Source organism: Ruegeria sp. (assembly GCF_965199275.1).
Classification (GTDB): Bacteria; Pseudomonadota; Alphaproteobacteria; order Rhodobacterales; family Rhodobacteraceae; genus Ruegeria.
In genome coordinates this window covers 1-26,642 of record NZ_CBDAQX010000021.1, presented here as the reverse complement: position 1 = coordinate 26,642, position 26,642 = coordinate 1, and the positions used below count along the sequence as shown (strand labels likewise).

Annotated in this window: 33 protein-coding genes; 27 read left to right on the top strand and 6 right to left on the bottom strand. The window is 62.9% G+C overall.

Going from position 1 to position 26,642, the window contains the following annotated elements; all coding sequences use genetic code 11:
* Positions 1-133: 133 nt before the first annotated feature.
* The 8 genes from trbJ (at position 134) to ACOERD_RS14855 (ending at position 7,361) form a co-directional block, all read left to right on the top strand.
* A complete protein-coding gene (gene trbJ, locus ACOERD_RS14890; protein WP_419740146.1) occupies positions 134-820 on the top strand; it encodes a P-type conjugative transfer protein TrbJ in 687 nt (228 codons plus the stop codon).
* Between the two features lie 15 nt (positions 821-835).
* On the top strand, positions 836-2,194 hold the full coding sequence (gene trbL, locus ACOERD_RS14885; protein ID WP_419739551.1) for a P-type conjugative transfer protein TrbL: 1,359 nt from the start codon (positions 836-838) through the stop codon (positions 2,192-2,194).
* Between the two features lie 3 nt (positions 2,195-2,197).
* On the top strand, positions 2,198-2,923 hold the full coding sequence (gene trbF, locus ACOERD_RS14880; protein WP_419739550.1) for a conjugal transfer protein TrbF: 726 nt from the start codon (positions 2,198-2,200) through the stop codon (positions 2,921-2,923).
* Positions 2,920-4,095 carry a P-type conjugative transfer protein TrbG gene (trbG, locus tag ACOERD_RS14875; RefSeq protein ID WP_419739549.1) on the top strand — a complete coding sequence of 392 codons (1,176 nt, stop codon included), beginning with the start codon at positions 2,920-2,922 and terminating at the stop codon, positions 4,093-4,095. The genes trbF and trbG overlap by 4 nt, the downstream gene beginning before the upstream one ends.
* Positions 4,092-5,312, top strand: coding sequence for a TrbI/VirB10 family protein (locus ACOERD_RS14870; RefSeq protein WP_419739548.1), 1,221 nt, complete (start codon positions 4,092-4,094; stop codon positions 5,310-5,312). Before trbG ends, ACOERD_RS14870 begins: the two co-directional genes overlap by 4 nt.
* A gap of 13 nt (positions 5,313-5,325) precedes the next feature.
* On the top strand, positions 5,326-5,670 hold the full coding sequence (locus ACOERD_RS14865; RefSeq protein WP_419739547.1) for a DUF2274 domain-containing protein: 345 nt from the start codon (positions 5,326-5,328) through the stop codon (positions 5,668-5,670).
* A 96-nt stretch (positions 5,671-5,766) separates the two neighbouring features.
* Complete coding sequence (locus tag ACOERD_RS14860) at positions 5,767-6,552, top strand: type IV toxin-antitoxin system AbiEi family antitoxin (protein WP_419739546.1); 786 nt, start codon at positions 5,767-5,769, stop codon at positions 6,550-6,552.
* On the top strand, positions 6,549-7,361 hold the full coding sequence (locus tag ACOERD_RS14855) for a nucleotidyl transferase AbiEii/AbiGii toxin family protein (protein ID WP_419739545.1): 813 nt from the start codon (positions 6,549-6,551) through the stop codon (positions 7,359-7,361). The genes ACOERD_RS14860 and ACOERD_RS14855 overlap by 4 nt, the downstream gene beginning before the upstream one ends.
* Before the next feature lie 137 nt (positions 7,362-7,498).
* On the opposite strand, the gene ACOERD_RS14850 is transcribed toward ACOERD_RS14855, so the two are convergent.
* Positions 7,499-7,669, bottom strand: a complete 171-nt coding sequence (locus ACOERD_RS14850; RefSeq protein ID WP_419739544.1) for a hypothetical protein — start codon at positions 7,667-7,669, stop codon at positions 7,499-7,501.
* A gap of 236 nt (positions 7,670-7,905) precedes the next feature.
* The gene (locus tag ACOERD_RS14845) at positions 7,906-8,475 is read right to left on the bottom strand and encodes a DUF882 domain-containing protein (protein ID WP_170373694.1); all 570 of its coding nucleotides are present in this window, start codon (positions 8,473-8,475) and stop codon (positions 7,906-7,908) included.
* A gap of 84 nt (positions 8,476-8,559) precedes the next feature.
* Between ACOERD_RS14845 and ACOERD_RS14840 the strand changes: the two genes are divergently transcribed.
* From ACOERD_RS14840 to ACOERD_RS14820, 5 genes are all read left to right on the top strand, one after another.
* Positions 8,560-8,694 (top strand): hypothetical protein, encoded by a 135-nt coding sequence (locus tag ACOERD_RS14840; RefSeq protein WP_419739543.1) that lies wholly within the window; start codon positions 8,560-8,562, stop codon positions 8,692-8,694.
* 137 nt (positions 8,695-8,831) lie between these two features.
* Positions 8,832-10,436 carry a L,D-transpeptidase family protein gene (locus tag ACOERD_RS14835; RefSeq protein ID WP_419739542.1) on the top strand — a complete coding sequence of 535 codons (1,605 nt, stop codon included), beginning with the start codon at positions 8,832-8,834 and terminating at the stop codon, positions 10,434-10,436.
* A 37-nt stretch (positions 10,437-10,473) separates the two neighbouring features.
* Positions 10,474-11,565, top strand: a complete 1,092-nt coding sequence (lpxD, locus tag ACOERD_RS14830) for a UDP-3-O-(3-hydroxymyristoyl)glucosamine N-acyltransferase (protein ID WP_419739541.1) — start codon at positions 10,474-10,476, stop codon at positions 11,563-11,565.
* 32 nt (positions 11,566-11,597) lie between these two features.
* Entirely contained in the window at positions 11,598-11,855 is a 258-nt protein-coding gene (locus tag ACOERD_RS14825) for an acyl carrier protein (protein ID WP_170705028.1), read from the top strand.
* 9 nt (positions 11,856-11,864) lie between these two features.
* Positions 11,865-13,073, top strand: coding sequence for a beta-ketoacyl-[acyl-carrier-protein] synthase family protein (locus tag ACOERD_RS14820; RefSeq protein ID WP_419739540.1), 1,209 nt, complete (start codon positions 11,865-11,867; stop codon positions 13,071-13,073).
* Positions 13,074-13,130: 57 nt separating this feature from the next.
* On the opposite strand, the gene ACOERD_RS14815 is transcribed toward ACOERD_RS14820, so the two are convergent.
* Entirely contained in the window at positions 13,131-13,736 is a 606-nt protein-coding gene (locus ACOERD_RS14815; protein ID WP_419739539.1) for an invasion associated locus B family protein, read from the bottom strand.
* A gap of 335 nt (positions 13,737-14,071) precedes the next feature.
* On the opposite strand from ACOERD_RS14815, the gene ACOERD_RS14810 reads away from it, so the two are divergent.
* Positions 14,072-15,253, top strand: coding sequence for an ISNCY family transposase (locus ACOERD_RS14810; RefSeq protein WP_419737631.1), 1,182 nt, complete (start codon positions 14,072-14,074; stop codon positions 15,251-15,253).
* A 280-nt stretch (positions 15,254-15,533) separates the two neighbouring features.
* Here the strand turns inward: ACOERD_RS14810 and ACOERD_RS14805 are convergent, their stop codons facing one another.
* Entirely contained in the window at positions 15,534-15,773 is a 240-nt protein-coding gene (locus tag ACOERD_RS14805; RefSeq protein WP_419737806.1) for a hypothetical protein, read from the bottom strand.
* Between the two features lie 243 nt (positions 15,774-16,016).
* Positions 16,017-16,286 carry a hypothetical protein gene (locus tag ACOERD_RS14800; RefSeq protein ID WP_419737805.1) on the bottom strand — a complete coding sequence of 90 codons (270 nt, stop codon included), beginning with the start codon at positions 16,284-16,286 and terminating at the stop codon, positions 16,017-16,019.
* 273 nt (positions 16,287-16,559) lie between these two features.
* Between ACOERD_RS14800 and ACOERD_RS14795 the strand changes: the two genes are divergently transcribed.
* From ACOERD_RS14795 to ACOERD_RS14780, 4 genes are all read left to right on the top strand, one after another.
* On the top strand, positions 16,560-17,297 hold the full coding sequence (locus ACOERD_RS14795) for a helix-turn-helix domain-containing protein (protein WP_419737918.1): 738 nt from the start codon (positions 16,560-16,562) through the stop codon (positions 17,295-17,297).
* Positions 17,294-17,617 carry a hypothetical protein gene (locus tag ACOERD_RS14790; RefSeq protein WP_419739538.1) on the top strand — a complete coding sequence of 108 codons (324 nt, stop codon included), beginning with the start codon at positions 17,294-17,296 and terminating at the stop codon, positions 17,615-17,617. Before ACOERD_RS14795 ends, ACOERD_RS14790 begins: the two co-directional genes overlap by 4 nt.
* Entirely contained in the window at positions 17,614-18,423 is an 810-nt protein-coding gene (locus ACOERD_RS14785; RefSeq protein WP_419737916.1) for a hypothetical protein, read from the top strand. Before ACOERD_RS14790 ends, ACOERD_RS14785 begins: the two co-directional genes overlap by 4 nt.
* Positions 18,424-18,635: 212 nt before the next feature.
* A complete protein-coding gene (locus tag ACOERD_RS14780; protein ID WP_419739537.1) occupies positions 18,636-20,318 on the top strand; it encodes a Mu transposase C-terminal domain-containing protein in 1,683 nt (560 codons plus the stop codon).
* 85 nt (positions 20,319-20,403) lie between these two features.
* Here the strand turns inward: ACOERD_RS14780 and ACOERD_RS14775 are convergent, their stop codons facing one another.
* Positions 20,404-22,146, bottom strand: a complete 1,743-nt coding sequence (locus ACOERD_RS14775) for an IS1634 family transposase (protein ID WP_419737624.1) — start codon at positions 22,144-22,146, stop codon at positions 20,404-20,406.
* Here ACOERD_RS14775 and ACOERD_RS14770 point away from each other — a divergent pair.
* From ACOERD_RS14770 to ACOERD_RS14730, 9 genes are all read left to right on the top strand, one after another.
* On the top strand, positions 22,139-22,420 hold the full coding sequence (locus ACOERD_RS14770) for a hypothetical protein (protein ID WP_419737914.1): 282 nt from the start codon (positions 22,139-22,141) through the stop codon (positions 22,418-22,420). The genes ACOERD_RS14775 and ACOERD_RS14770 overlap by 8 nt on opposite strands.
* A 26-nt stretch (positions 22,421-22,446) precedes the next feature.
* On the top strand, positions 22,447-23,463 hold the full coding sequence (locus ACOERD_RS14765; protein ID WP_419737913.1) for an AAA family ATPase: 1,017 nt from the start codon (positions 22,447-22,449) through the stop codon (positions 23,461-23,463).
* Positions 23,460-23,627, top strand: a complete 168-nt coding sequence (locus ACOERD_RS14760) for a hypothetical protein (protein WP_419737912.1) — start codon at positions 23,460-23,462, stop codon at positions 23,625-23,627. Before ACOERD_RS14765 ends, ACOERD_RS14760 begins: the two co-directional genes overlap by 4 nt.
* A gap of 73 nt (positions 23,628-23,700) precedes the next feature.
* Positions 23,701-24,447: a DUF3164 family protein gene (locus tag ACOERD_RS14755; protein WP_419737797.1), complete on the top strand. Its 747-nt coding sequence runs from the start codon at positions 23,701-23,703 to the stop codon at positions 24,445-24,447.
* A gap of 24 nt (positions 24,448-24,471) precedes the next feature.
* A complete protein-coding gene (locus ACOERD_RS14750) occupies positions 24,472-24,693 on the top strand; it encodes a hypothetical protein (protein ID WP_419737796.1) in 222 nt (73 codons plus the stop codon).
* Complete coding sequence (locus ACOERD_RS14745) at positions 24,690-25,373, top strand: hypothetical protein (protein WP_419737911.1); 684 nt, start codon at positions 24,690-24,692, stop codon at positions 25,371-25,373. The genes ACOERD_RS14750 and ACOERD_RS14745 overlap by 4 nt, the downstream gene beginning before the upstream one ends.
* Positions 25,370-25,708, top strand: a complete 339-nt coding sequence (locus ACOERD_RS14740; RefSeq protein WP_419737794.1) for a hypothetical protein — start codon at positions 25,370-25,372, stop codon at positions 25,706-25,708. The genes ACOERD_RS14745 and ACOERD_RS14740 overlap by 4 nt, the downstream gene beginning before the upstream one ends.
* Positions 25,708-26,025, top strand: coding sequence for a hypothetical protein (locus ACOERD_RS14735; protein ID WP_419737793.1), 318 nt, complete (start codon positions 25,708-25,710; stop codon positions 26,023-26,025). Before ACOERD_RS14740 ends, ACOERD_RS14735 begins: the two co-directional genes overlap by 1 nt.
* Positions 26,022-26,393: a hypothetical protein gene (locus ACOERD_RS14730; RefSeq protein ID WP_419737910.1), complete on the top strand. Its 372-nt coding sequence runs from the start codon at positions 26,022-26,024 to the stop codon at positions 26,391-26,393. The genes ACOERD_RS14735 and ACOERD_RS14730 overlap by 4 nt, the downstream gene beginning before the upstream one ends.
* Positions 26,394-26,642 lie beyond the last annotated feature (249 nt).

Sequence of the window (26,642 nt, the reverse complement as noted above, 5' to 3'; positions counted from 1 at the left end):
AATGGGGCACTACAACGCGCCTCTGAGCAACCACACCTGAAAACAAACCAAAAACCCAGTCAGATCAACAAAAAGGTCGGAAGTCAGGAAACACCGTTCACACGCTCTTGCCGCCGCCTGTCTTGCCGCTTTTCTGGCGCTGTTCCCGCCGGGTCCTGCTGCGGCCCTGTTCGGGTTCGGTGGCGTCGTCTTCGATCCAACCAACCATGCGCAGAATGTGCTCACCGCCACCCGGGCGCTCGAACAGATCAACAACCAGATTCGTGCGCTGCAGAACCAGGCAAGCATGTTGCAGAACATGGCGAAAAACCTTGAGCGGCTCGATGTCTCCACCCTCGGCCGGATGCAGGCCGCGCTGACCCGCATCGACGGGCTGATGATCGAGGCCGAAGGGTTGAACTTCAACCTTGAACAGTTCGAGGTCCGGTGGCGGCAGCAGCATCCGCAAGGCTATGACGCAATGGTCCGTACGGACGATATCGTCCGTGCCGCCCGTAGCCGCTGGCAGGACGCCATGGGCGCCTTCCGCCGCACCATGCAGGTTCAGGCGCAGATCGTTACCAATGTACAGGGCGATCGGCAGCTCCTGAGCGATCTTGTCACCCGCAGCCAGGGGGCGGCGGGCGCGCTTCAGGTCCAACAGGCGGCCAACCAGCTGATCGCGCTCTCGACCAAGCAGCAGATGCAGATCCAGACGCTGATGGCGGCGCAGTATCGCGCTGAAGCCCAGGACATGGCGCGCAAGGCGCAGGCCGAGGAAGCAGCGCGTGAGACGACGCGGCGGTTTCTGGGCTCCGGGTCCGCCTATACGGCCGAGTAAGGGTGAGGCGGCGACATGAACGATCTGGGCATCATCGACACCTTTACGGCGACCTTCAGCCGCTACATCGATTCAGGCTTCGGTCTGTTGTCGGGCGACGTTGCCTTCCTGACCACCATCCTGATCGGCATCGACATCACGCTCGCCGGTCTCTTCTGGGCGCTGGGGACCATGAGCGGCAGCGAGGATGCGGTCATCGCCCGCTTCCTGAAGAAGGTGCTCTATGTCGGCGTCTTCGCCTTCATCCTCGGCAATTTCCAGCGGCTGGCCGACATCGTCTATCGTTCCTTCGCCGGTCTCGGGCTTCAGGCCGTGCCCGGCGGCATGACCGCCGCTGACCTCATGAAACCCGGCCGCATCGCCGCCACCGGCTATGAGGCCGCCTATCCGCTCATCGGGCAGGTGAGCGATCTCGTCGGTTTCCCGGAGATTTTCGGCAACGCGCTGACCGTCTTCGTGCTGCTGGTCGCCTGGCTTTTGGTGCTGTTGGCCTTCTTCATCCTGTCGATCCAGCTGTTCATCACCGTGATCGAGTTCAAACTGACGACGCTGGCGGGGTTCGTGCTGGTGCCTTTCGCGCTGTGGAACGGCACCGCCTTCCTCGCCGAGAGGGTGCTCGGCAACGTGATCTCCTCGGGCATCAAGGTGATGGTGCTCGCCGTCATCACCGGCATCGGCAGCACCCTGTTCGCCAGTTTCACCTCCGGGCTCGGCGGCCGGGAAGCGGACCTTGCCACCGCCATGGCCCAGGTGCTGGGCGCACTGTCGCTTCTGGGCCTCGGCATCTTCGGCCCCGGTATCGCTTCGGGCCTTGTTGCCGGTGCGCCGCAACTGGGGGCTGGTGCCGCCATCGGCACAGCGGGCGCCGCTGCTGGGGCCACTCTCCTGGCCGGTGGCGCGGGTCTGGCTGCAGCGCGTATGGGCACTGCCGGTGGCATTGCCGCGATCCGGGCCGGCACCGCCATGGGATCGGCCGCGTCTACCGCCTACCAGCTTGGCAGCGCCACATCAGGTGCTTCGGGCCTGGCAGGTGTCACGGCCGGTATGGGCGGGGTCGCCCGTGCCGCCGGCGGGGCGGTTACCAACACAGCGCGTCAGGTTGCCGGTCGCGCCAGCGCGTCCCTCAGGCAAAGCGCCGATGCCGGACACCGTGGGGCCTGGAGCGCTACCGGCGGCACGCCGACCGCGGCAATGAGCGCGGCCGCATCGGGCAGTTCGAAGGGGCCTGCGGAGACCGCGCCGCCAACATGGGCCAGACGCCTGCACAGCGGGCAGGCCGCCCGCGCCGGCCGTCATGCGGTGGGCCAGGCGATCCGCGACGGTGACCGGCCCGGCCAGGGCGCAAATCCCACACTTGCGAACAAAGAGGATTGAACGATGCTGTTCAAACGCACACTCCAGCGATACGGGCAAACACCCGAGCCCGTCACCCCCTACCAAAGGGCCGCGCAGCTCTGGGACGAGCGCATCGGCTCTGTTCGTGTGCAGGCCAGGAACTGGCGGCTGATGGCTTTCGGCTGCTTTGCCGCCTCGGTTGCACTTTCATCTGCGCTCGTCTGGCAATCGATGCAAAGCCGTGTCACTCCTTACGTGGTCGAGGTGGACCGCTTCGGTGAGGCCCGCACTGTGGCGCCCGCCATTCAGGACTACCAGCCCACTGACGCCCAGATCGCCTGGCATCTGGCGCGCGTCATCACCCAGGTGCGGTCCCTTTCCACTGATCCGGTGCTGGTGCGGCAGAACTGGCTGGCGGCCTATGATTTTGTCACCGGCCCCGCCGCGCTGTTTCTGAACGACTACGCCAAAGAGAGCGACCCGTTCGGCCGGATCGGCACACACAGTGTCTCCGTACAGGTGAGCAGCGTGGTGCGTGCCTCCGATACCTCGTTCCAGGTCAAATGGACCGAGCAGGTCTATGAGCGCGGCAGTCTCGCCCGCACGGAGCGCTGGACCGCCATCCTGGGCGTGATGATGCGAGCGCCGCAAACGCAAGAGCAGCTGCGCAAGAACCCGCTGGGGGTCTTCGTCACCGCCATCGACTGGACGCGCGAAATCGACACCGTCAATCCCCAGGAAAAACATAATAAGGACCCCGCCCGATGAAACACCTGACCATCCTGTCTGTATCCGCGCTCGCCCTGTCGGCCTGCGTCTCAAACCCTTTGCCACCGACAATCATCTATGATGCCCCCTATGACGCCCCCTATGACGCCAATGACTTCAGACCGGCGGCCGTCACACGGGAACCGCTGAAGCCGGTACGGATCGTCGAAGTGGCCAAGCCGCTGCCGCTGCCCGGACAACTCATGCCCGACCCGGGTTCTAAACCCGGCAAGGCAGGAGCTTCTGTTGCCGAAGAGGCCACCGGCAAAACGGCACCCGGTCAAAAGGCCCCCGGTAACAAGGCCAATGGCGATGAGGCCGGTAAAGACATGCGCGCAAAAGACAAGCGCCCGCCTGCCGCCCGCGCCCCAACCGAGCGTATCAGGGACGCCAACAGGGCCGCGACACAGGAGCCGACCCGGCACGGCTATATCAATGCCATCCAGGTCTACCCTTATACAAAAGGCGCGCTCTATCGCCTCTATGCCGCGCCTGAACGGGTCAGTGACATCGCACTTCAGACGGGCGAGAAACTCACCTCCGTGGCCGCCGGCGATACCGTGCGCTGGGTGATCGGCGACACGTTGAGCGGTACCGGTGCCACGCAACGCACCCATGTGCTGGTCAAGCCCTTCGCGCCGGACCTTGAGACCAATCTCGTCATCACCACCGACCGGCGTACCTATCACCTGCACCTCATCAGCACCGACAGGACCGCCATGGCGGCGATCTCCTGGACCTATCCGGCCGACCAGTTGATCGCACTCAAACGCGACAACGCCAGAGCCGAGGCCGCCCGTCCGGTCGCTGCCGGCATTGCGCTCGACCGGATCCGTTTCCGCTATGCCATTACCGGCGACGATCCGCCCTGGAAGCCTTTGCGCGCTTTCGACGACGGCCACAAGGTCTATATAGCGTTCCCGCGCCGAATCGATCAGGGCGAGGCGCCACCGCTGTTCGTCGTCGGTGCGCAGGGCGGCAGCGCGCTCGTCAATTACCGCATGAACGGCCATTACTACATCGTCGACCGCCTGTTCGCCGCCGCCGAACTCCGGCTCGGTGCCAACCCCCAGAAAGTCGTACGTATCACCCGCACGGACGGTATATCCGGCGGCAAACCCCGGCACCACCAGCGAAAACGGGCAGACCATCGGGCGGGGAGGGAAAGATGAGCGGCAAACAGGAAGGGGCCCCCATGCACACCGGACCCGGGCGGCGCATCGTACGCTTCCGCAAAAGCGTCGTCATCGGTGGGACCGCCATCGTCTCCACCGGATTGCTGATCGTCACCCTGCTGGCGCTGCAAACCCCGGCCCTGCGTATCGCGAAACAGGCCGAGGAACTGTATAACACCGGCACAAACCCGACGCCCGACGGTCTCGCCGCCCTGCCGGGGGATTACAGCCAGGTCAAACCGGCAATGTCCGATATCCCCGAACTGGGGCCACCGCTGCCCGGTGATCTCGGGCGTCCGATCCTCGAACATCAACGTCAACTCGGCATCGCCCCCGGCGGTCAGGACCAAACCGCCGCCGACCAGCGGGCCGCCCAACAGGCGATTGCGGCGAAGGAATCCGTCCTCTTCTTCCGGATTGAAAACCGGCCGCCGCAGAATGCAACGGCGACGGGATCAGCGCTGGCGGTACCACAGGCGATGGCACCGGTGATGGCCGGCCAGCCTGCGCCCATCGCTTTGTCAGGACCTGGCACATCGGGGTCCGGACGCGATCCGAACCACCAGCGACACAAGCTGGATTTCCTGAACCGGCAGGACACAGGCGGCATCTACAGTCCCCATGCGCTGCAAACACCCGCCTCGCCCTATCAGATCATGGCCGGCAGCGTCATCGCCGCCAGCCTGATCACCGGCATCAATTCCGACCTGCCGGGGCTGGTCGTGGCACAGGTCACCGAGAACGTCCATGACACGGTCACCGGCCGGGTCCTGCTCATCCCGCAAGGCGCGCGCCTGATCGGCGCCTATGACAGCGTCGTCGCTTTCGGCCAGTCCCGCGCCCTGCTCGTCTGGCAGCGGATCATCCTGCCGGACGGATCATCGATCCGGATTGACAACCTTCCTGCTACCGACGCCGCAGGCTACGCCGGGCTCGAAGACAAGGTGGACCATCACACCGGGCGGCTCCTCAAGGGCATCGCCATGGCAACGTTGCTCGGCGTCGGCACCGAACTCACCTTCGGTGAGGGTGAAAGCGATCTGGTCCGCGCCATCCGCGACTCCGTCCAGCAGAATGCCAAGCGGGCAGGCCAGCGGATCACACAAAAAAACCTCGACATCCAGCCCACCATCACCATCCGCCCCGGCTGGCCGCTCAGGATCATCGTCCAACGCGATCTCATCCTGCGCCCTTACCACGGCAACAAAGGCTGAAAGGAACACGACTATGACAAACCTCAGACTCGCAAGGCTTCCCGATCGCACGCCGACCCGGATCACCATCACGGTGGATGCAGAACTCAATGCGGCGCTCAGGGACTATGCCGCCCTCTATCGAGCCACCTACGGCGAAGACGAAAAGGTTGCCGACCTCATCCCCTTCATGCTCGACGCCTTCCTCGCCAGTGACCGTGCGTTCGCGAAGGCGCGGAAGGAGGGGATTGCGCAGGCGAAGACGAAGACCAATGTTGCCGGCACACACAAGGATGGAGCCACGCCCGGAAACCACGCTCGGTCATCCCTCGCGGGCGAAACGCAAACCGCCTTATCCCAATCGCAGGTCAAGGAATGACCCCATGCAAACTCGCGTTTCACCTTGCTCGAATCCGAAATCGTTCGCAAAAAGCTTCAAAATATGATAGATTTTGCACTTAATTTTGGAGACGCCATGTCAGGTGCCAGAAGATACATTGACGAGCTTGCCGCGCGCGGTCGGTATCATTTCACCCCGGAGGCAGCGCGGGAAGCGCTCGGCGGCACCAAGACCGCTGTCATGCTCGCACTGAACCGGCTTGCCCGGCAGGGGCTGGTGGCGCATCCGGCGCACGGGTTCTACGTCATTGTCCCGCCCGAGTACAGGCGGCTCGGTTGCCTGCCTGCCGATCAATTCATTCCGGCGCTGATGGAACAGCTTGGCATCGACTATTACGTCGGGCTGCTTTCCGCCGCCCAATACCATGGCGCCGCTCATCACCGGCCGCAGGAATTTCAGGTTGTCATAGGGACGAAACGCCGCGGAATCGCGTGCGGCGCGGTCAGGGTCGTCTTTATCGTCCGCAAGCACCTTGCCGATGTAAAGACCCGGCCCTTCAATACGCCGCGCGGTACAGTCCGGGTCTCAACCGTTGAGACCACGGTCATCGATCTCATTGGCTATCCGCATCATGCGGGTGGGCTCGAACAGGCGGCAACGGTCATCGCCGAACTGGCTGAACAGATTGATCCCGAACGACTGGTCGCGGCGGCCCGAACGGCGCCCATACCCTGGGCACAACGGCTGGGCTATCTGCTGGACATGGCAGGGAAAGCGGAGAAGGCCGAACTTCTCAGGCGCTACGTTCATGAGGCAGCACGCGACATCACACCACTCATCCCCGCCATGCCGCGTGAGGCGGCGGTTCGCGACGCCGGCTGGAAGCTGGACGTCAATGCGGATGTGGAGATCGAGGCATGATCCCGCGCGACTATATTACCGAGTGGCGCACGAAGGCGCCCTGGGTCGAGGATTTTCAGGTCGAACAGGATCTGGTCATCAGCCGCGCCCTGGTGGAGATATTCTCCCATCCGCAGTTGCGCGAGAGCCTTGCTTTTCGTGGTGGAACTGCCCTTTACAAACTGCATATCGATCCGCCCGCCCGCTATTCGGAGGACATCGATCTGGTGCAGATCCGCGCCGAGCCGATCGGCCCGACCCTCGATGCCTTGCGCGCTGTTCTCGACCCATGGCTCGGCAAGCCGCAATGGAAGCAGAACGAGGGGCGGGTCACGCTGAGCTACCGCTTCGGGTCCGAGGATGTTCCGCCCCAACGGCTGCGTTTGAAAGTCGAGATCAATTCCAGGGAACACTTCACCCTTTTCGGACTCAGGAAAAAGTCGTTCGCGATCTCGTCGCGCTGGTTCATTGGCGAGGCGAAAATCACCACCTACACCTTCAACGAGTTGCTCGGCACCAAGTTGCGCGCGCTCTATCAGCGGCGCAAAGGGCGCGATCTCTTCGACCTTGCCGTTGCGTTGAAGCAATCGGGTATTGACCCTGTCCGCGTTGTCGAGGCATTCCTGCACTATATGACGCAGGAGGGAAGCACCATCACGCGCGCGCTGTTCGAGCGTAATCTTGCGGCAAAACTCAGGATGCCGCTGTTCACGGCCGATATCGGCCCATTGCTGGCGGCCGGGTATGGCTGGGACATTCATGAGGCGGCCGCAGACGTCTCCTCACAACTGATCAGGCGCCTGCCCGGCGATCCGTGGAAAGGTGAATAGGTGGCCGCATCTTAAGGAAAGTGCGGCTACTGGCCGAGACAAATTTGACAGCCTCCTCACGCTTCTCCAGTTCATCTTCAGCAAGCCGCAGCGTTATACGAGCAGAGGAGTTCCCGGCCGCGGCAGCGAACTGATCCTCAGCGTCCCTTTGTATCGATGTTTTTGTCGTAACCCTCATCATGAAGGCCTACGACGAACCGCCGCTCTTCTACTTCTGGCAAGTCAATGTCTTCCGCTTCGAGATAAGCGGTCCAGCTCTCCAGTGTTTCAAAAAATGCGTTCGAAGTTTCTCCTTCAAGGCGCGCCACTTCTCACAGTCTTGATGATTTGTTCAGTCCGACCGTCGTGGTCGTTGCATCCGCTAGATGTTTGATTTGGAAAATATCTTTAGCCTGAACAAGCTAGAGAATCGTTGGCGTATTGGCTCTGCAACGAACAAAGGGCGCCAATTGCAGCAGCCCGTTCCAGCAAAATTCGAGTTTTGCAACAACACTTAGGCAGACCTAGTGGCCTGCCATATACATCTCAGTAAACGACAGTACGCTTAGCCGCGCCAACTGCGAACGACGCCGCAATCCATGTGGACGAAGTTCGAACGGTAGTATTGTCCAACACCGCCAGCACGACAGGACATGGCCGCTTTGGCCATCTGTGAAACCGAACGGGATGCGAGGCGCAGGTCAGCCGCTTGTCCCTGCATATGGAGCGAGTTCCGCGCCACCCGGCGCGATTTCGACCGCAACATCGCGTTGGTTTGTGGCGAGCGATACCCCGAAAGGAGCATATAGGGCTCATCGGCGTCCAGAAGGTTGTGAGACGCCGCCATGATGTCGATTGTGCGCAGATCCATCGCTTTCGACTGATCGGTACGCCAGTCGCGCATGAAGTGGTTCACTTCTTTCACGGCGTCTTTGATGTATTTGCCGTCCACCCAGTAAACCATATCAATCCGCTCACCCGTGCGACCGGAATACATGCGAATGCGGCGAATATCGCCACCGCCACGAAGGAAGCCTGCTGCGTTGGAATAAGTCGGTGCTGCCGCCACGGCCGTTGCCGCGAATGCGCCCAGAAGGGCACGACGGGTAATACCCGAAGTACTGCTCTTGGTCATTTTTGTTTCGTCCCGTACTGTTCCTGACTGCGCACGATGTTACGCGCGCTGTATTAATATTTTCCCATCCCAGATGGCGAATGTATGGCACAGTTGGAATCGCTGGCCAAGAAGTCTTTGGAATGCACCTTTGTCAGGGGGAATTTTCGGCAGTTTTTTGCGCAGGTGATGCAAATGAGTCATTTTATTGAGCAACTGAGGGTTTTCGGCATCGGGTAGATGCAAACGCGCATCAGGGTGCAAAAGAAGGAAACAAGTAAGGTATTTGTGAATAGACATGCCCGATGGCTGAAAACCATATATAAATAAAGCTCCGGCAGACATCGCATAAGTTATTGAAGAACCAAGGCCATCCCATGCTCTCAGTGTTACGGACCAGTACCAGTTTTGTTTTCACCGCCTGTTTTCTGGCGACGGCATCTTTGGCGAACGCGTCGTCAGGCGAGGGGTCGAACACGGCATTTCGGATGGCGGTTGCTGAGAATACCTCGCCTTCTGATCAGATTGCTGAATTTTACCGCAGTAATAGCTTTGTCCCTCTGTGGGTCGGCGATACAGCAGAACACGCCAAACGCCGTGCGGCGCTGATCAAAGCACTTTCCGAGATCGAGCGCCATGGATTGCCTGCAGCATTTGATGTGCAGGCCTTGGTTGATCAGATGGCTGAGGCGCGATCAGTTCGCGATTTGGGCACGGTCGAGGCTGAGCTGTCCCGTGTCTTCCTGACCTATGCAAATGACATCTATTCCGGCGCCTTGCGGCCAGCCAGTATTGATGATGGCCTGGTGCGCGAGGTTAAACGCCGTGATGCAAACCAGCATCTTGAGGCACTCAACACCCAAGGTGCAACATATTTTGAAACTCTGATCCCGCAGACCGCCCAATATCGCGCTTTGATGAAGCAAAAGATCGCGTTGGAGAACCTGATCCGCCAGGGCGGGTGGGGGCCGACCGTTCCAGTGGCTAAACTGGAATACGGAGATACCGGTCCGAATGTGATCAAACTGCGCAATCGGCTTGTTTCGATGGGTTACCTTAAGCCCACGGCCAGTCCAGAATTTGATGACGACCTGCTTGCGGCCGTTCAGGCGTTCCAAACAGCACATGGACTGGAATCGGACGGTGTGGCCGGACAAGGTACCATCACCGAGCTGAACCGACCGGCTTCGGACCGTTTAAAGGCCGTCTATGTCGCCTTGGAGCGGGAACGTTGGCTGCCGCGCGATCGGGGCGAGCGGCATATTTTGGTCAATCAGGCCGACTTCTCGGCAAAGATCGTGGATGACGGGCTGGTCACGTTCGAGACCCGCGCCGTGATCGGCAAAAACGTACATGATCGCCGCAGCCCGGAATTCTCGGATGAGATGGAGCATATGGTGATCAATCCCAGCTGGTATGTGCCACGCTCGATCATCACCAAGGAATACCTGCCGAAACTGAAATCGAACCCGAACGCGGTGGGCCATATCCAGATCACGGACCGCAGTGGTCGTCAGGTCAATCGAGGGGCCGTCGACTTCACCCAGTTTACCGCGCGCAACTTTCCGTTCGCGATGCGTCAGCCGCCCAGCAAAAGCAATGCGCTAGGGCTGGTGAAGTTCATGTTCCCTAACAATTACAACATCTATCTACATGATACGCCTCAGAAATCTCTGTTTGCGCGTGAAGTGCGGGCGTTCTCGCACGGGTGCATCCGACTGGCGCAACCTTTCGAGTTCGCCTATGCGCTGCTGTCTAAGCAGGAGGAAGACCCCAAAGCATTCTTCCACCGTGTGTTGAATACCGGCAAAGAAACGACGGTGAAGTTGGACAAGAAAGTGCCCGTCCACCTGATCTATCGCACTGCCTATATAGGCCCGAAAGGTGAAGTTCAGTATCGCCGCGACGTCTATAACCGCGATGCCAAAATTTGGGACGCGCTGCAAAAGGCAGGGGTGGCCCTGCCGGACGTTCAGGGGTAAGCACTCAGGGTAAATCCTGCCCAAGAGGACGCCCGCTATGCAGTTCACCATCCAACAGATCGCCGACAGCCTTGGGGCCGAGTGTCAGGGTGAAACAGACCTGACAATTCTGCGGGCCGCTGAACCGGGTGATGCCGGACCAACCGATCTGGCGATGGCAATGTCCCCCAAATATGCCGAAACGCTTTCGAACGGTGAGGCCCGCGCGGCAATGCTGTGGGAAGGCGCGGATTGGCAAGCAATGGGCCTGCGCGCTGCGATCTTTGTTACGCGCCCCCGCATGGCGATGGCTGGTATCACGACAATGCTGGACCGGGGGCAGGGTGTTGAACCGGGTGTTCACCCTTCGGCTGTGATCGACCCGGCGGCCGAGATCGGTGAGGGTGTTTCGATCGGCCCGCTGGCCGTTATCGGCGCGCGGGCGAAGATTGGCGCGGGATCGGTGATCGGTCCGCACTGTACAATCGGAATGGACGTGGTGTTGGGTGAGCAAGCCCATCTGCGCGAAATGGTCAGCATCGGTGCGCGTGCGCAAATCGGAGACCGCTTCATCGCCCAACCCGGCGCGCGTATTGGTTCCGACGGGTTCAGCTTTGTTACTCCTGAGATTTCAGGTGTTGAAAACGCGCGCAAGACGTTGGGCGATCAGGGCGATGCAAAGGCGCAAAGCTGGCTGCGCATCCACTCTCTGGGCGCAGTGGAAATCGGGGACGATGTCGAGGTCGGCTCTAACTGTACGATCGACAATGGTACGATCCGAAACACGCGAATTGGCGATGGTTCGAAGCTCGATAACCTTGTGCATGTGGGTCACAACACGCGCATCGGGCGCGATTGTCTGCTGTGCGGTCAAAGTGGATTGTCCGGCTCAGTCGATGTGGGAAACAACGTGGTTCTTGGCGGTCAAACCGGCGTGGCTGACAATATCTTCATTGGCGATGGCGTGATCGCGGGGGGCGCCACCAAGATCCTGTCCAACGTACCAGCCGGACGTGTGGTCATGGGCTATCCGGGCGTCAAGATGGAAACCCATACCGAGATCTACAAGGCTCAACGCCGCTTGCCGCGCATGGCTCGCGACGTCGAGGCATTGAAAAAGGCTGTTTTCAAACAGTCTCCGAGCGATTAAATCATCCTCAGATTGATAGCCAGGGGATCAACATGAGCATCAGCGACCGCGTCATCGCAATCATTGCAGAGCAGGCCGTTCTGGAGCCATCGGATGTCACACCCGACAGTACACTTGCGGATCTGGGCATCGACAGCCTGGGTCTGGTCGAAAGCATCTTTGCCATCGAGGAAGAGTTCGACATCTCGGTTCCCTTCAACGCCAATGAGCCCGAGTCCAATGATTTCGACATCTCAAACGTGGCTGCGATCATTGCGGGCATCGAACAGCTAGTGTCGGAAAAGGTCTGACCCAAAACAATGAAACGGGTTGTCATTACCGGGGCGGGAACCATCAACTCGCTGGGTCATTCGGTCCCCGACACGCTCGAGGCCATGCGCGAAGGGCGTTGTGGTATCTCGGACCTGGAATTCCGAGATGTTGACCGTCTGGCGATCAAGATCGGCGGTCAGGTGCGGGGGTTTGAGGCCGAAGGGCGCTTTAACCGCCAGCAGATGTCTCTCTACGATCGGTTTACGCAGTTCACTCTGACAGCCGCGAAGGAGGCGATCGACCAGTCGGGCATTCAGTTCCACGGCGAGCTGGCGGCACGATCCGGCGTGGTTCAGGGTACGGCGGGCGGAGGTGTCTCGACCTGGGATGACAATTACCGTTCGGTCTACGAAGACGGCAAGAACCGGGTGCATCCCTTTGTTGTGCCCAAGCTGATGAACAACGCGGCGGCCAGCCATGTCTCAATGGAGCATAACCTGAAAGGCCCCAGCTTTACGGTTTCGACGGCTTGTGCATCCTCGAACCATGCAATGGCGCAAGCGTTTCAGATGGTGCGCAGCGGTGCCGCGCCTGCGATGATCACGGGTGGTTCCGAATCCATGCTGTGTTTCGGCGGTGTGAAGGCCTGGGAAGGTCTGCGCGTGATGTCCAAGGATGCCTGCCGCCCCTTCAGCGCCAACCGCAACGGGATGGTGCAGGGCGAGGGTGCTGGTGTCTTTGTGTTCGAGGAATACGAACATGCCCGCGCGCGGGGCGCAGATATCCTGTGCGAGGTTGTTGGCTTCGCCATGTCTTCGGACGCCTCGGATATCGTGATGCCCAGCAAGCAGGGGGCCGCACGAGCGATGGCGGGCGCGTTGGCGGATGCCAAGCTGAACGCCAGCGATGTGTGCTATATCAATGCACATGGCACAGGTACTGCGGCAAATGACAAAACGGAATGTGCCGCCGTAGCGGATGTGTTTGGACCGCATGCAGATGATTTGATGATCTCATCAACCAAATCCATGCACGGCCACCTGATCGGAGGCACCGGAGCGGTAGAGCTTCTGGCCTGCATCATGGCGCTGCGGGACGGCGTTATCGCGCCCACCATCGGTTATGAAGAACCTGACCCGGAATGTGCGCTGGACGTGGTGCCAAACGTCGCGCGCGAAGCCAAGGTCGACGTAGCGCTCAGCAATGCGTTTGCGTTTGGCGGGTTGAACGCAGTCTTGGCGCTCAAAAGCGTCTGAACTGCAAAGAAAACCACCGCCACAAAGCTGCGGCGGCGATCTCTATTCGCAGCTGACTTAGTTGACGTTAACGGCCAGCCCGTCAAAGCCCGAAGTGAAGCCCGACAGGGACATTTCCATTGTTATGACCTGATCGGGGAAGCGTGCGGGAACCAGCGAGAAGGTCGCTTTGCTGCCCGCTTTCATCGCGTCAATGTCACCCTGGCTGAGGCCCAGCTGCGCGACACAGCCAACAGGCAGACAATGGTGGTAGTTGTAGAGCTTGCGCGGTGCGCCGTCGATCGACAGGGCCAATTGCGCCTGCAGCAAGGTCTCCAACGGTACGATCACATTGGCCCATGCAACAGCCGCTCCGCCTTCGGGCAGCTTGCCGATGGACACTTCTGCAATCGGATCACCCTGAGGGCCGTTCAGAACCTGAACGATCGCACAAGGATCTTCGCCTTCCGGTGCCTTGATGCAGGAGACATCCCAATCGCCGGATTCTTCTTTGACAAATTGCTCACCTACACGCGGGCCGGATTGGCCCAAATCGAGGCCTGTGCCCGCATCGGCCCCAGTGCCTTCAGTGGTCGTGCCTTCAGAAGTCGTTTCCTGCGCGCTAACCGCTCCGCACATCAGAACGGCTGCCAGAGTATTAAACGAGAGGAGTTTCTTGAACATGAATGCCTCGGTTTGCTGTTTGTTTTGCCTCATCTAGCATCCTTCGCTGCGGCTGTCAGTCGTTAACCGAATAACCGATATCATTGTGACTGCTTTCTTGGGCCAAACCCCGCTCAAGGACCAATACAGGCAAAAGAAAAGAGGGCTGGTGGAGCAGCCCTCTTCCCAAAATTTTTCTCCCCGTCGGACTGGCCGACTTAGTTATGCGCAGACGTTACGAAAGGGGGGAGCAAGGGTCAACCGCTAACAGAAAAATTTGTCGCTAACACGCGATATGTCCGGTGTATGTAACATGCGATCTGTCCGGTTCTATTCTGTCTCTGAGAGGAGGCGTTATGAACCGAGCAGAAGTGTTACAGGAAGTTCGACTGATGAAGTTTGAAGATGTGTATTCGCGGCGAAGCGCGAACAAGCTGACGCAAGAACAGGCGGCTGAGATACTGGGTGTATCCGTGCGCACCGTCAGGCGTTGGGAGGATCGATTTGAGGCGGATGGTGCAGAAGGTCTGTACGACCGTCGGCTTGGCAAACTGGCCAACAATCGTGTTGCCACGGATAAGGTCATGGAGATGCTTGAACTGTTTGATACCAAGTACTGGGATTACACGCCGAAGCATTTCCACGAGAAGCTGGTGGCCCACCATGGTTTCACACAGAGCTACAACTGGGTGCGGCTTACACTGCAGCGCCACGGCCGGGTTCAGGCAGCACCCCGACGAGGTGCCCATCGGCGCAAGCGGCCCCGCCGTCCGATGGTTGGCATGATGTTGCATCAGGACGGCTCCAGCCATGAATGGGTTCCGGGTCAGTGGTGGGATCTGATCGTCACCATGGACGATGCCACCAACCGGGTTTATTCGGCATTCTTTGTCGAGGAAGAAGGGACGATGAGCAGTTTTCAGGGGCTGACAGAGGTGATCGAGGCGCAAGGTCTGTTTTGCTCGCTCTATGCCGATCGGGGCTCTCATTACTGGCATACGCCCGAAGCGGGCGGCAAAGTGGACAAGGACAATCTGACCCAGGTCGGGCGCGCCTTGCAGCAACTCGGCATTGAGCTGATCCCGGCCTATTCACCGCAGGCCCGTGGACGGTCTGAACGCATGTTTGGCACGTTCCAGAACCGATTGCCGCAGGAACTGCGGTCCCATGGGATCACAACCATTGAAGAGGCCAATCAGTTCCTGAAAGAGGTCTATCTTCCCGAACACAATGCCCTGTTTGCAAAGGAGCCGGAGGATACGACCTCGGCCTTCGTGCCGTTTACAGGCAATGTGCGCGACACCCTGTGTGTGCAGGAAGACCGCGTCGTCGGCAACGACAATACGGTGCGCTACAAGGGCCTGGTCATGCAGATCGCGGCAGACAGGCACCGTCATCATTTCGTCAAGGCGAAGGTCAGGGTCCACGAATACCCCGATGGTCAACTGGTCATCTTCCACGGCCCGAGATGCATTGGCCGCTACCAGCCTGACGGATCACCCATCACACAGGAGGATAGCAAACACAAAGTCGCGTGACCCGCTTCGACGTGGCGCGAACGCGGTGGCCCAAATCTACGGTCGCCTACGGCTCCCTCCGAATTGGGCCACCGCGCAATCAACTGAAGCGGACAATTGGCATGTTACCTACACCGGACAATTCAGAATGTTCTCGACACCCGGAAAGACCCGGTGGAACGCCTTGCGACCCGCAAGGTCATCGCCGCCTTTGCCACCGCATCTTCGGACCTTGGCGTGTTCTGGATTGAGTACGATCTCTCCGGGGCGGGTATCGAGATAAACGACTATGATCGTGCGTTCATTCGCCGGATCGCGGGTTTGCCCACTGCTCAATCGTCCCGCGATCCTGATCCTCATTCCGGCCCGGGGGCAGCAGCTTAATGGCGTCATCAACAGAAATCGCGCCCGAAAGCAGGCCTGCCCTGACCACAGCCATGAGGGGGCGCATAATGCTCATGATCGTTTCAAAATCCCGATTGCCGGCCTCACTTATACGCCGGTCGATCTCCGTCATTAACATGTATTTTTCCGCATCCATTTATCTCTCCATCGGTTGGTTTGCATCTCCGATGGAACCGGCGGCGGGACCAGGCGTTACGCCCGGTCCTGCCAAAGCGGAGGGTCTGTCATGATCCGCCCGCCCGACACCCCTGCAGCAACGAGGTAACGGCCATGCATAACCATCCTACTCCGAATCTTGACGAGATTGCCGATCCGGCTGATCGGCTGATCAATGTGCTCGTCGACGAGATGGATTGCAGGGGGCCGATCGCCGCCGCGCTCAGGGTGACGTTTTCTCGCCGCCAGAAACAAGATCACGAATTTGATCAATGAGGCTGATCGTGACCCTCATCTCCAGTTCATCCCAGGCGTCTTCGGGGCTGACGCTCCGAATGGTGCGCTCCATATCGTTGAGTTTTTCCGCAAATACCTCCGCTGATAGCGCGCCGCTGTCGATCAGGGAGGCAATCAGCGCGATCAGTAAATGGTGTGTGCTTCGGGCTGAGCGGCTTGCGACCTTGGCGATTATTTCGGCGTTATCTGGATCCATCTTTTCCTCCATCGGTTGGTTTGCATCTCCGATGGTACCGGCGGCGGGGGAGGGCGTCACGCCTGACCCGGCCGCCACCCCTGACCGGTTACTCCCTGGCTCTGCGCGCCCGCCTGTAGCGCGCAGCACCTGCCCCCACGGCCCTGTCCGTGGGGGCCTTCTTGCCCGGCTCGTCCGCGCCCTGGACGATCACTGGCTGAGCGATCTCATTGGCGCGGTCTCGCTGTTCGGGGCACTCTGGGTTCTGCTGGTGCTTGCCTGGGCGGTGAGCCCATGAGCGCCGCCTCCGATTTCCGGCAATTGCGCCGCGCCCTTGCGGAGGCGGGCCGGTCGATCGGCCCGGCCGAACCCTGCGGCCGCATGGATGCCCGCACCGCCAAAGCCACCTTGGGCGAACTGCGCAAGGCGGCGGCCCTTGGCGCAGAGCTTGAAGCCTGCGGCGCGATGGCCCGCGCAGAGGCGGCGCTCACCGGCGTGATGGCGTTTGAGACGGGCGACAGGATCGGGCGCGAGGCGGACGACAAGACCGCCCCCGAAACACCCCCCGAGATAACCCCGGAAACATCCCCTGCGACGGGGCGCGCACCCGTCCCGCAAAGCGACACACCGCCCCTTTCGCGCGCGGAGCTGCGCGCCCTGCTCAGCGAGCTTGCGCCGCTGCCGCATCTGCCGGGCGGGCAGGACCGCGCGCTGGCGCGGATTGTCCTGGTGAGCGCCCATGTGGCCGGGCTGGAGGCGGATGCGCTGCGCGGGGGTTTCAAGGATCGGGAGGTTGCACAGGCGCGGCAGATGGCCATGTGCCTGTGCGCTGCCCTCACGCAAGCCACGTATGGGCGCATCGGGGCCGCCCTTGGCGGGCGCGATCATAAGGCGGTGACCCGTGGCATCGCCCGGGCGGTGGCACGGATCGAGGCCTGTGATGGGGCGGCGCTGATGGTGGCGGAGGTGCTCGCGCATCTCAACGAGACCCCTGCGGGTGGCGGTGCGCCCTGTGGGGGAGGGCGCGCATGATGCATGCAGCGCGCCTCTCCCGCTCCCCGCGCCTGCAGCGCCTGCACGCGTTTTTGCGCGACGGGCGGGAACACTCGACGCGCGAGATCGTGACGGGGGCGGATGTCTGCGCGGTCAATGCGGCCGTGGCGGAGCTCAGGGCCAACGGCGCGGAGATTGCCTGCCGCCAGGGTATCGATCCGATGACGATGGAGCGCATCTTTCTCTACCGGCTTGTGCGGCCGGTCCCGTCACCGGCTCAAGGGGCGCCCGAACGCGCCCCCGTGTTGCCGGAACCCGAAGATCAGCAAGGCCACACTGGAAAAGAGGACGCGCAATGATTGAGCCCCGCGAACAGATAGAGGCGCGCCTTGATGCCGAATGGGAAGAGAAGGGTCTTTCGATTGTGGCGCGCGAAAGGGCGTTCGACCGTGGCCTTGACGGCATTGCCTGGGAGATGGGTGACTGGGTTGCCGAGCGCCCGACGGCCTATGGCGACATGACGCGGCTGGCGGAAAAGCTGGACGTGCCTTTGGGCACATTGAAGAACCGCGCCTCGGTGGCGCGGCGGATCGAACCGTCCCGACGCCGGGACGAACTGAGCTGGTCGCATCATGCCGAAGTGGCGGGGCTGGAGCCGGAAGAGGGCGACGCGGTTCTGGCCGAGGCCTCGCTTTACAACTGGTCCGTGGACCGGCTGCGCGGCGTGATGGCGGAGCGCTCCGCAAGGGGCCGTGCCGAGCGTGAAAACGCGCGACTGAAGGCGGAGATCGAGGCGCTGAAGGCCGAGCGGGCGGGGCCCGATGCGGCGCGGCGCGTGGTTGATGGTGTGCGCGCCGATATCGAGGCAGGCCTTGATATGGTGGAGGAGGGTTATCGCCGCATTCTCGCTGCGACGGAATCGGAGGATCTTGCGGTCGCGGTTGCAAGTCTGCACGGCAATGCACGCCGCCGCCTGGCCCCGTCACTGGAGGCCCTGATCGGACGGGCGCTGGAGGAGAGGGTTACGAAGCTGGCCGGAAAAGTCAGCGCGTCGCTCACCCGCCTAGCGACGGATGCAAACCGTCACGACGCCATGACGATTGATGACGCCACCCCGGAACAAACCGGCCCCTTGCCGGCAGGGATTTCAGGCCATAGCCCATGACATTCGCACCACCCAAACCCGCCATATCGCCAAGCCCGCCCCCTGCAGCGCCCCTGCAAGGCCCCTCCACGCCCCCAGGCCTGTCAAATGCAAACCCCCTCAAGGCCCCCTCAAAGACCCGTTCAGGCGCAACGCCTTCCGCCGGTCTTCCGTCTCGTTCAGACGCACCCCCGAGCGCACCCCGCTCGTCTGCCGCACTGGCGCAGGCGCGGATGCGGCTGGATGCGGTGGCGGCCTCCGAGCGATTGATAGCCACAGGGATAGCGCGGGCGGATGCGGATGCCCGGGCCGCAAAAGGCGCCGGGGTGACAGGTGACACCGTGCGCCGCTGGCGTCTGACCTGCCAGGGCCTGGCACCCGAGGCGCGGCTGGTGGTGCTGACCGACCGGCCCGGGCGCGGGCGCTGCGGGCCGCTCAGTGACGCGCAGATGCGCGACTGCGCCCTTGCGCTGATCCATGAGCACGGGGGACACCTGACCGCCTCCCATGTGGTGCGGGTGCTGAAGGCGCGCTATGGCAAGACGCCGTCCTTGCGCGCGACACAGCGCTGGCTGAAGACCTGGCGGGGCGATGCGGAGAACGCCCGTGCGCTCTCGGCCGTCTCTGATCCTGACGGGCATCGCGCGCGGCTGGCCCCTGCGCTTGGGTGCGCGGCGGCGGAAGTGCGCGCGCCCAACGCGCTCTGGGAACTGGATTCGACGCCTGCGGATGTGATCTGCACCGACGGGCGGCATACGATCGTGGGGGCCATTGATGTCTGGGCGCGCCGGGCGAAGGTTCTGGTGGTACCCACCAGCCGGGCAACGGCGATCTGCGCGCTCCTGCGGCGCTGCCTTGTCGACTGGGGCGTGCCGGAGGTGGCGCGCACCGATGAGGGCCGGGACTACACCTCGCGCCATCTCACCCGGGTGCTCTCGGACCTGGGCATCCAGCATGACATCTGCCCGCCCTATACGCCCGAGGCAAAACCTTATATCGAGCGCTTCTTCGGCACGATGACGCGCGATCTCTTTGCCTTCCTGCCGGGCTTTACCGGCCATGACGTGATGGACCGCAAGAAGCTTGAGGCAAAAAAGTCCATGTCCCGGAGACGCGGCACGGACGCGGCCGAGACCTTTGACATCGCGCTTTCCGGGGCGGAGCTGCAGCGCAAATGCGACATCTGGGTCGAGGCCATCTATGGGCGCCGCGCCCATGGCGGCACCGGCGAGAGCCCTTTTCAGCGCATGGCGGCCTGGCCGGGAGACCCGGACAGGCCCCTGCGCCGGATCGGTGATCCGCGCGCGCTTGATCCGCTCCTGGCCGAGCCGGTGAGCCGCTCGGGAGACGGGCCGCGCCGCACCATTTCCAAGCACGGCCTTTCGGTGGGGGGTATCTGGTACATGGCCCCGGAGATGGGCACCCGCGTGGGCGAGCGCGTGGAGCTGCGCTATGACCCTGCTGATCCCGCGCGTCTTTTCGTGTTTTCGCCTGAGGGGCGGTTTCTCTTCATGGCCGAGGACCCCGCGCGCACCGGGGCTGATCTGGCTCGTATTGCGGCGCAGGCGAAAACCCGGGCCCGCAAGGCCGACAGGGCCGCCCGCAAGGACGCCCGCGATCTGGCCCGCGCCCACAATCCCAAGGGGGCGATGGAGGATGTGCTCAGCGCGTCTGAGGAGGCGGCGGGCAAGGTGATCGCCTTTTCCAGCACCGGGGCACGGGCGGATCAACCCCACGAGACGCCGGCACTCAAGGAGGCCGGCAAGGCGGCCGAGGCGCGTGCGGGCGCAGGCGGGTCTGCGTCCAGCGCCGCACCCAAAGCCTCCCGCCGCACCGCTGGCGGGGCCGGGGGCGCCAGCCCTGCGCTGGAGGCGGCCGCGAAACTGTTTCCTGACTTCCGACATTTTTTCGTATAAGTCATTGATATTATTATGCCTTGGTTGCCAAAAGGCACTACACGGACTTTTTTCGCCAGCGATTGTTTCGGAGTGTTGAGGGAGCTCAGGCTTTGGTCTGGCCAGTTTTTCGGGTGCGCCCGGGGGGTATCTTGAAAGGGGCTTCGTTCCAGGTCAGGCCGACGCAGGTGAGGATGCGTCTGGCATCGACCGTGGCATGGCTTGGCATGCCGTAGCGGTCAGGGGTGCCTTTGTGGCGCAGGATCGAGAGCTGCAATGCGTTCAACTCGTTGCGGATACGAGCCGGGCTCATCGGGTGTCCGAGCAGGTCCAGATGCTTGCGCAGGTGCTGCAGGCAGCAGAAGGCCATGTAGCAGATGGCGATATGGGCCCGGACCCGACGCGGCGACCAGTGATAGATGGGCCGGATTTTCAGATCGTGCTTGTTGGTGCGGAAGCAGGCTTCGATCTCCCACAACTGGTGATAGCGGGCAATGACGTCCTGTGCCTCCAGTTCGTCCGCACCATGAACAACAATGGCATGCAGCCCGTCCCATTGTGCCGCTGCCTTGATCTTTGCATCATCCAGCGTGACGTCCCCGCTGTCGGGGAAGGCCAGGAAGCGGCCATATCCCCGGCTGCTGAAGCTGCCGGGTTTGCGAGAGCGCTTGAGCTTCTTGTGCAGCTTTTCGATTGCCTTGTCGCGCTTGTGGGCATCATTGCGTGCCCGGGTGGGTGACCAGGTCACAATGACCCGCGCTCCCTCCTGGTCGATCACCTTGTACCAGCCCTTCTCGGTTGCCTCTTCAGAACCGTGTCCAGCCCAAGGCTGGCGTCCCTCCGGGCTCAAAATGTTCGCCTTCACGGCGGCCGGGGCGGACTTCATGCGATAGCCGAGGATGTAGGGCAGACCCTTGTTCTGCAACATCTGCTGGTTGTCCTTGCTGAGCATGGCGGCATCGGCCACGAACGTGACCCTGGCCACGTCGAAGCGTCCCTCCAACGCCTTCAGCGCAGCTTCCAGCGTATGACCTTCCCAGGTGTTTCCCGGGAAGAGTTCATAGCCCACAGGCAGCCCATCGGAGGTGACGATCAGCGCCAGCATGACCTGAGCGCGGTGATGCTTGCCATCCTTGCTGAAGCCCTTGGCCAGAAGATGATCCTGCTCGACCCCGTCCGCATCCTCGGCCGGGTCCTCGCGCTCGGTGTCAAAGGCCAGGGTCGTGCAATCGTAGAACAGCACGGTCACTGGCCCGCCCAGCAACTTCTCTGCCGCCGCGTGAGAGGTTTTGCAAATCCCGTCTATCACCGGCGTATTGATGTAATCCATGCTCCGATAGACCACGTCCAGATTGAGCGTGATGCCTGCCTGGTTCTCCAACGCCTCCACGGTCGCGCGCTTGCTCTCGGGCTGTGCGATCCGCGCCATAACCAGCTCTTTCACAATGCGATTGGCACTTTTACGCGCCGCCCCCAGAAGGGCCCCCCAACCCAGTTGGTCATACATCGTCCCCATGACATCCCGCAGACCCAGAGAGACCCGCGCCTCCTCACGGCACTCGGCAAGATCAACGCCAAGCTTGTCCGGCCGCGGAGCGCGGCGCACCAGCGCCTGCAGATCGGCATATTCCGTGGGCGTGAACAGTTCCATTTGCGGCGAGCGATCAATGCGTAATTGCTCCATCAAGCGGCCCGCCAGACGCTTGATATCCTCAATCTCGCTGTCGTTATGGGCCACACCCACATGGCGCAGGATCTTCTGGCGTACCTTGGAGCCGGTGCGGACGGATTCAACGATCTGGATCCGTGTGCGGTTGAGCTTTGCGTCATGTTTGGTGCGGATGAACATGGGCGAAGAGGTTAGCCATCTGAAGGCCCATGTCAATACTTTTTATAATAATGGGGCACTACAACGCGCCTCTGAGCAACCACACCTGAAAACAAACCAAAAACCCAGTCAGATCAACAAAAAGGTCGGAAGTCAGGGGCAAGGCGGCCGAGGCGCGTGCGGGCGCAGGCGGGTCTGCGTCCAGCGCCGCACCCAAAGCCTCCCGCCGCACCGCTGGCGGGGCCGGGGGCGCCAGCCCTGCGCTGGAGGCGGCCGCGAAACTGTTTCTGGATGAAGGCATCTGAGAGAGGAGAACCCCCGATGGAACCGGCAGAAAACATCACACCCCTTGCGCGTGAGGCGCGCGGCCCGTCTGCGAACCCCGATCCCGCCTCTGGCGTCCTCGATCCCGCCTCTGCGGCCCCCGCCCCGGCGGAGCTGCGCGCCCGGGTGGAGGCGGAAATGGCCGCCTTTGGCCTGTCGCGCGCCAGGGCTGCTGCCGAGATCGGTCCCGGGGTCAGCGCCCCCACGCTCTCAAGCTGGCTGAACGGCAGCTATGGCGGCGACAATGACGCCGTGGAGGCGCGGATCGGGCGCTGGCTTGATACCCGCGCCGAGCGCGCCGCCCATGCCTTTGGCGGGGCCCGGCTCGATGCCCATGCCGAGACCTGTGCCACGCGGGCGGTCAGCGCGGCGCTGGCCTATGCCCAGGCCGCCGGCGATCTGGCGCTGATCCATGGCCCCTCGGGGCGCGGCAAGACCTGGGCGGCCGAGACCCATTGCGCCGGCCGCGCCCAGGCGATCTGGCTGCGCGCCTCGCCGACGCTCACGACCCTGCCCCGGCTGCTTTCGCGGCTCGGCACAGCCCTTGGCGCGGGGGCACGCCCGACCCATTCCATGGAGGCCGAGCAGGCGATTGTGGCCGGCCTTGAGGGGCGCGGCGCGCTCATCGTGGTCGATGAGGCGCATCATCTGCGCGCACCCCTGCTTGATGAGCTCCGCTGCATTCGCGACATGGCCGGCTGCGGGCTGGCGCTCATCGGCGATGACACCATCCGCATGACGCTGGCGCGCTGTCCGCAGGTGACGGGGCGGATCGGCATGCGGGTCGATCTCAAGGCGCTGGCCCGCGACGATGTGGCCGCCATTGCCGCAGGACCGCTGGGACGCAAACCGGGCGCCCGCGAGATGAAGCATCTGATCGCCGCCGCTGCAGGGCCCGGCGGGCTGCACGGGTTGCGCCGCCATCTGGCGCGGGCCTGGATGATCGCGCGCGGCGCCGGGCGTGAGACCATTACGGAGGCCGATATCGAAGCGGCGGCGGGAGAGCTGTCATGAGCGTAGAGGAGCTGATCGAACGGCTCTCGGAGCTGTCGGCCCATGAGGAGGTCTGGATCGCCGACATCCTGGGCGGCTTGCATGAGATCGATGACGTCGGGCTGGAAGACGGGGTGCCGGCGATCTTCGCGCATGTGGATTTTGAGGACGCGGCCGAGGGCTGAGGACCCCGATCCGGGACCGCACCCCCGCTGCAAAAGACCCCCTGCAACAGTTCACACATCGAAAGGACATGTTATGGCACAGACAAACCCGCATCCCGACAGGGGCCCCGAGGCCCGGATCGACCAGGGCTGTGACCCGGAGAGCGAAGCCGGTCCCGTATCTCTGGGCCTGCCGCCGCTGAACTGGATCGATGCGGCCACGGTGGACATTGATGGTGCGCGCTACATGCGCGATGCACAAGGGCGCCTGACACCGCTCGAGATGGTGCGCCCGCAGGACCAGTTGCAGGACGAGATGGTGCGCCGGGTCATTCATTTTGCCGGTGATCTCTCGGGGCAGATCGGGCGGTTCCGGTCCCATTGCTTTGACGAGATCGGCGGGTTTGATGCGATCCTGGAGGCCGAATATGGCGGCCATAGCCGCCGCTCGGTCAAGGGCAACCGCACCTATATGTCCTATGACGGCACCATGAAGGTGCAGGTGCAGATCGCAGATCGCATCGCCTTCGGCCCCGAATTGCAGGTGGCGCGCGACCTGGTGGAGGAATGCCTGGCCGAATGGGCCGAGGGCAGCCGCGCCGAGATCCGCACCATCGTCTCCCACGCCTTCCAGGTCGACAAGGAGGGCGAGATCGCGCGCGCCGGCATCTACAGCCTGCTGCGGCTCGATATCGCCGACGGGCGCTGGCGCAGGGCGATGGAAGCGATCCGCGATGCGATGCGGGTGGTGGGCTCGAAAACCTATATGCGCTGTTATCGCCGCGCCACCCCCGATGCGGCCTGGGAGCCGATCAGCATCGATCTGGCCAAGGCGGGCTGAGCGGTGGCGGTCTTTGGCACCCGCATGACGCGCGCCCCGCTCTCCGCCGAGGCGCGCAGGCTCATCGACGCGGCGGTGGCGGCCGGGCGGATCAGGCATATCCCCGAGGGGGTCTCCGGTCTGCCCGTCACGCGCCTGCCGATGAAGGCGCCCGAACATAAAGCGCAGCGGATGCGGATCGCGCGGCGGCAGAAGAGGTTCGAACGCGCGGCGCGCAAAGCGCAGGGCGGGGCGGCGGTGACATGACCCGCACCCGCCGATATGCCGAAGGGGACCGCGCCCGGCTGATGCGCGCGGCGCACGGGGCCTGCCGCGCCCTCGGGCTCGATGCGGACGCACGCCATGATGTGCAACTGGCTGTGACCGGCAAGGCGTCGATGCGGGACATGTCCGCCCGCGACCTGGCCCGACTACTGGCCCATCTCAACACGCTGCAGGGTGAGGCGCGGTCCGGTGCAACCGGTCATCCGTCCAGTGGACGGATGAAGCGCCGAACGGGCGGAGCCCCGGATGGCACAGGGGGCGGCCACAGGGGCGGAGCCCCGGATGGCACAGGGGGCGGCCACAGGGGCGGAGCCCCGGATGGCACAGGGGGCGGCCACAGGGGCGGTCAGAAGGGCGCCAGCGCGGCCCACCGGGACAGCCACAGCGGCGCAAACCCCCGCCCCAAAGCCAAAAGGGGCGACGTGCGCCTCATTCACGCGCTCTGGGGCGAACTGGGGCGCCGGGGCGCGCTGAAACGCCCGGGCCGCGCCGGGCTCAACGCCTTCATCCGCGCGCGCTTCGGGGCGCATTGGGCCTTTGTGCCCATCGATGTGGATGCGCTGACCGATACGGGCTGCATCACCGATGTGATCCGGTCGCTGCGCGCGATGCTGGCCCGCGCAGAGGCGCAGGCAGATGCAGATGCGGAGGTCTCCCCATGAAGATGGCACAGATGCTTTATGGCGCCCTGCTTGCGGGGCTGACCTCCATGCCGCTTCAGGCCGGACGTGCCACACCCGCACCCCCGGGTCAGCACACGCGCCAGTATACGCGCGCCGCACCGGGCGCAGGGGTCGGGCGCGCGCAGAGGCGGTGGGTTGCAAAGCTGAAGGCCAACAGGGCCATCCCGCCTGCCTCCCGCCTCACCCGCCAGCAGCGGCGCGCGCAGACGCGGATCGAGGCAAAGCGGCTTCGCCTCACCCCTGCCGAATACGGACGCCGGAAGATGGCCGCGCGGCGCATGTCGCGCGAGACGCCAGACCGGGGGGCTGCGTAATGGATAGGTCAAGCCACTTTTCGCTGCATGTCACCGAACACGCGGTGCTGCGCTGGCTCGAGCGCAGCTGGGGTGTGGATGTGGAGGGGCTGAGGGCGCGGATTGCGGCGCAGGTGCCGGGCGCGGAGGCCGCCATGCGCACCTTTGGCGAGGGCGCGGTGATCCGGGGCGGCCTGCGGTTTCATCTGCGGCGCACGGCAGATGGCACGGTCGCACTCGTCACCATAACCAACGCCCAGGCCGGGCCGATCTCGAACCGCGCCGAACGGCTGAGCCTGCGGCACCAAAGGGGTGCCCGCCGGAGACCTGAGCATTGACCCGCCCGCATCAGACTTGCGCATCCGCGCCCCTGCCGGCCTCCCTGGCCGAGATTGCCGATCACGCCGGGCGCGAGGCAGCACTTGCCATCGCGCTGGAACATGGCGGGCAGAGCTGGCGGGTGCCCGCCATGTTCCAGCGCGATCAAAGCCCCGACGGCCAGGCCCTGATCGCCCTTCTGGGTCACGCGCCTGCACAGGCGCTCATGCAGGGCTGTGGCGGTCATGTGCTGGAGGTGCCGCTGGCGCGCCGCGCGGTGGTGCTGTGGCTGGCAGGGCGCGGCATGGGAACAGGCGAGATCGCCCGCGCCTTGCGTATTGCAACCGGCACCGTGCGGCGCTACCGGCGCGAGGCGCGCAAGCCATGAGCCGGCAGGGTGCCTTCCGCCGGCCCGGGGGGCGGGCGCAGATCGCCTTTTCCGGCGGGCGCTGTACCAGGCGGAAGCGGGAGAATGTACCTAGATGAAGGATATGGATATGGAAGAACAGGACAAAAACGCCGATCCCGGCACCACAGCCCGCGCCGCCCTTCTGGAGCGGCTTTCGAGAATGGAGGATGTGGAGACGATCACCGAGGCGGTAACCACGGCGCTCATCGAGACCGGGGCAAAGGTGGA

Bases quoted from the DNA above. Each gene is read 5' to 3' on its own strand.
- trbL (WP_419739551.1), top strand. From the start codon at position 836: ATGAACGATCTGGGCATCATCGACACCTTTACGGCGACCTTCAGCCGC.
- trbF (WP_419739550.1), top strand. From the start codon at position 2,198: ATGCTGTTCAAACGCACACTCCAGCGATACGGGCAAACACCCGAGCCC.
- trbG (WP_419739549.1), top strand. From the start codon at position 2,920: ATGAAACACCTGACCATCCTGTCTGTATCCGCGCTCGCCCTGTCGGCC.
- ACOERD_RS14870 (WP_419739548.1), top strand. From the start codon at position 4,092: ATGAGCGGCAAACAGGAAGGGGCCCCCATGCACACCGGACCCGGGCGG.
- ACOERD_RS14865 (WP_419739547.1), top strand. From the start codon at position 5,326: ATGACAAACCTCAGACTCGCAAGGCTTCCCGATCGCACGCCGACCCGG.
- ACOERD_RS14860 (WP_419739546.1), top strand. From the start codon at position 5,767: ATGTCAGGTGCCAGAAGATACATTGACGAGCTTGCCGCGCGCGGTCGG.
- ACOERD_RS14855 (WP_419739545.1), top strand. From the start codon at position 6,549: ATGATCCCGCGCGACTATATTACCGAGTGGCGCACGAAGGCGCCCTGG.
- ACOERD_RS14845 (WP_170373694.1), bottom strand. From the start codon at position 8,475: ATGACCAAGAGCAGTACTTCGGGTATTACCCGTCGTGCCCTTCTGGGC.
- ACOERD_RS14840 (WP_419739543.1), top strand. From the start codon at position 8,560: ATGGCACAGTTGGAATCGCTGGCCAAGAAGTCTTTGGAATGCACCTTT.
- ACOERD_RS14835 (WP_419739542.1), top strand. From the start codon at position 8,832: ATGCTCTCAGTGTTACGGACCAGTACCAGTTTTGTTTTCACCGCCTGT.
- lpxD (WP_419739541.1), top strand. From the start codon at position 10,474: ATGCAGTTCACCATCCAACAGATCGCCGACAGCCTTGGGGCCGAGTGT.
- ACOERD_RS14825 (WP_170705028.1), top strand. From the start codon at position 11,598: ATGAGCATCAGCGACCGCGTCATCGCAATCATTGCAGAGCAGGCCGTT.
- ACOERD_RS14820 (WP_419739540.1), top strand. From the start codon at position 11,865: ATGAAACGGGTTGTCATTACCGGGGCGGGAACCATCAACTCGCTGGGT.
- ACOERD_RS14815 (WP_419739539.1), bottom strand. From the start codon at position 13,736: ATGTTCAAGAAACTCCTCTCGTTTAATACTCTGGCAGCCGTTCTGATG.
- ACOERD_RS14810 (WP_419737631.1), top strand. From the start codon at position 14,072: ATGAACCGAGCAGAAGTGTTACAGGAAGTTCGACTGATGAAGTTTGAA.
- ACOERD_RS14805 (WP_419737806.1), bottom strand. From the start codon at position 15,773: ATGGATGCGGAAAAATACATGTTAATGACGGAGATCGACCGGCGTATA.
- ACOERD_RS14800 (WP_419737805.1), bottom strand. From the start codon at position 16,286: ATGGATCCAGATAACGCCGAAATAATCGCCAAGGTCGCAAGCCGCTCA.
- ACOERD_RS14795 (WP_419737918.1), top strand. From the start codon at position 16,560: ATGAGCGCCGCCTCCGATTTCCGGCAATTGCGCCGCGCCCTTGCGGAG.
- ACOERD_RS14790 (WP_419739538.1), top strand. From the start codon at position 17,294: ATGATGCATGCAGCGCGCCTCTCCCGCTCCCCGCGCCTGCAGCGCCTG.
- ACOERD_RS14785 (WP_419737916.1), top strand. From the start codon at position 17,614: ATGATTGAGCCCCGCGAACAGATAGAGGCGCGCCTTGATGCCGAATGG.
- ACOERD_RS14780 (WP_419739537.1), top strand. From the start codon at position 18,636: ATGCGGCTGGATGCGGTGGCGGCCTCCGAGCGATTGATAGCCACAGGG.
- ACOERD_RS14770 (WP_419737914.1), top strand. From the start codon at position 22,139: ATGAACATGGGCGAAGAGGTTAGCCATCTGAAGGCCCATGTCAATACT.
- ACOERD_RS14775 (WP_419737624.1), bottom strand. From the start codon at position 22,146: ATGTTCATCCGCACCAAACATGACGCAAAGCTCAACCGCACACGGATC.
- ACOERD_RS14765 (WP_419737913.1), top strand. From the start codon at position 22,447: ATGGAACCGGCAGAAAACATCACACCCCTTGCGCGTGAGGCGCGCGGC.
- ACOERD_RS14760 (WP_419737912.1), top strand. From the start codon at position 23,460: ATGAGCGTAGAGGAGCTGATCGAACGGCTCTCGGAGCTGTCGGCCCAT.
- ACOERD_RS14755 (WP_419737797.1), top strand. From the start codon at position 23,701: ATGGCACAGACAAACCCGCATCCCGACAGGGGCCCCGAGGCCCGGATC.
- ACOERD_RS14750 (WP_419737796.1), top strand. From the start codon at position 24,472: ATGACGCGCGCCCCGCTCTCCGCCGAGGCGCGCAGGCTCATCGACGCG.
- ACOERD_RS14745 (WP_419737911.1), top strand. From the start codon at position 24,690: ATGACCCGCACCCGCCGATATGCCGAAGGGGACCGCGCCCGGCTGATG.
- ACOERD_RS14740 (WP_419737794.1), top strand. From the start codon at position 25,370: ATGAAGATGGCACAGATGCTTTATGGCGCCCTGCTTGCGGGGCTGACC.
- ACOERD_RS14735 (WP_419737793.1), top strand. From the start codon at position 25,708: ATGGATAGGTCAAGCCACTTTTCGCTGCATGTCACCGAACACGCGGTG.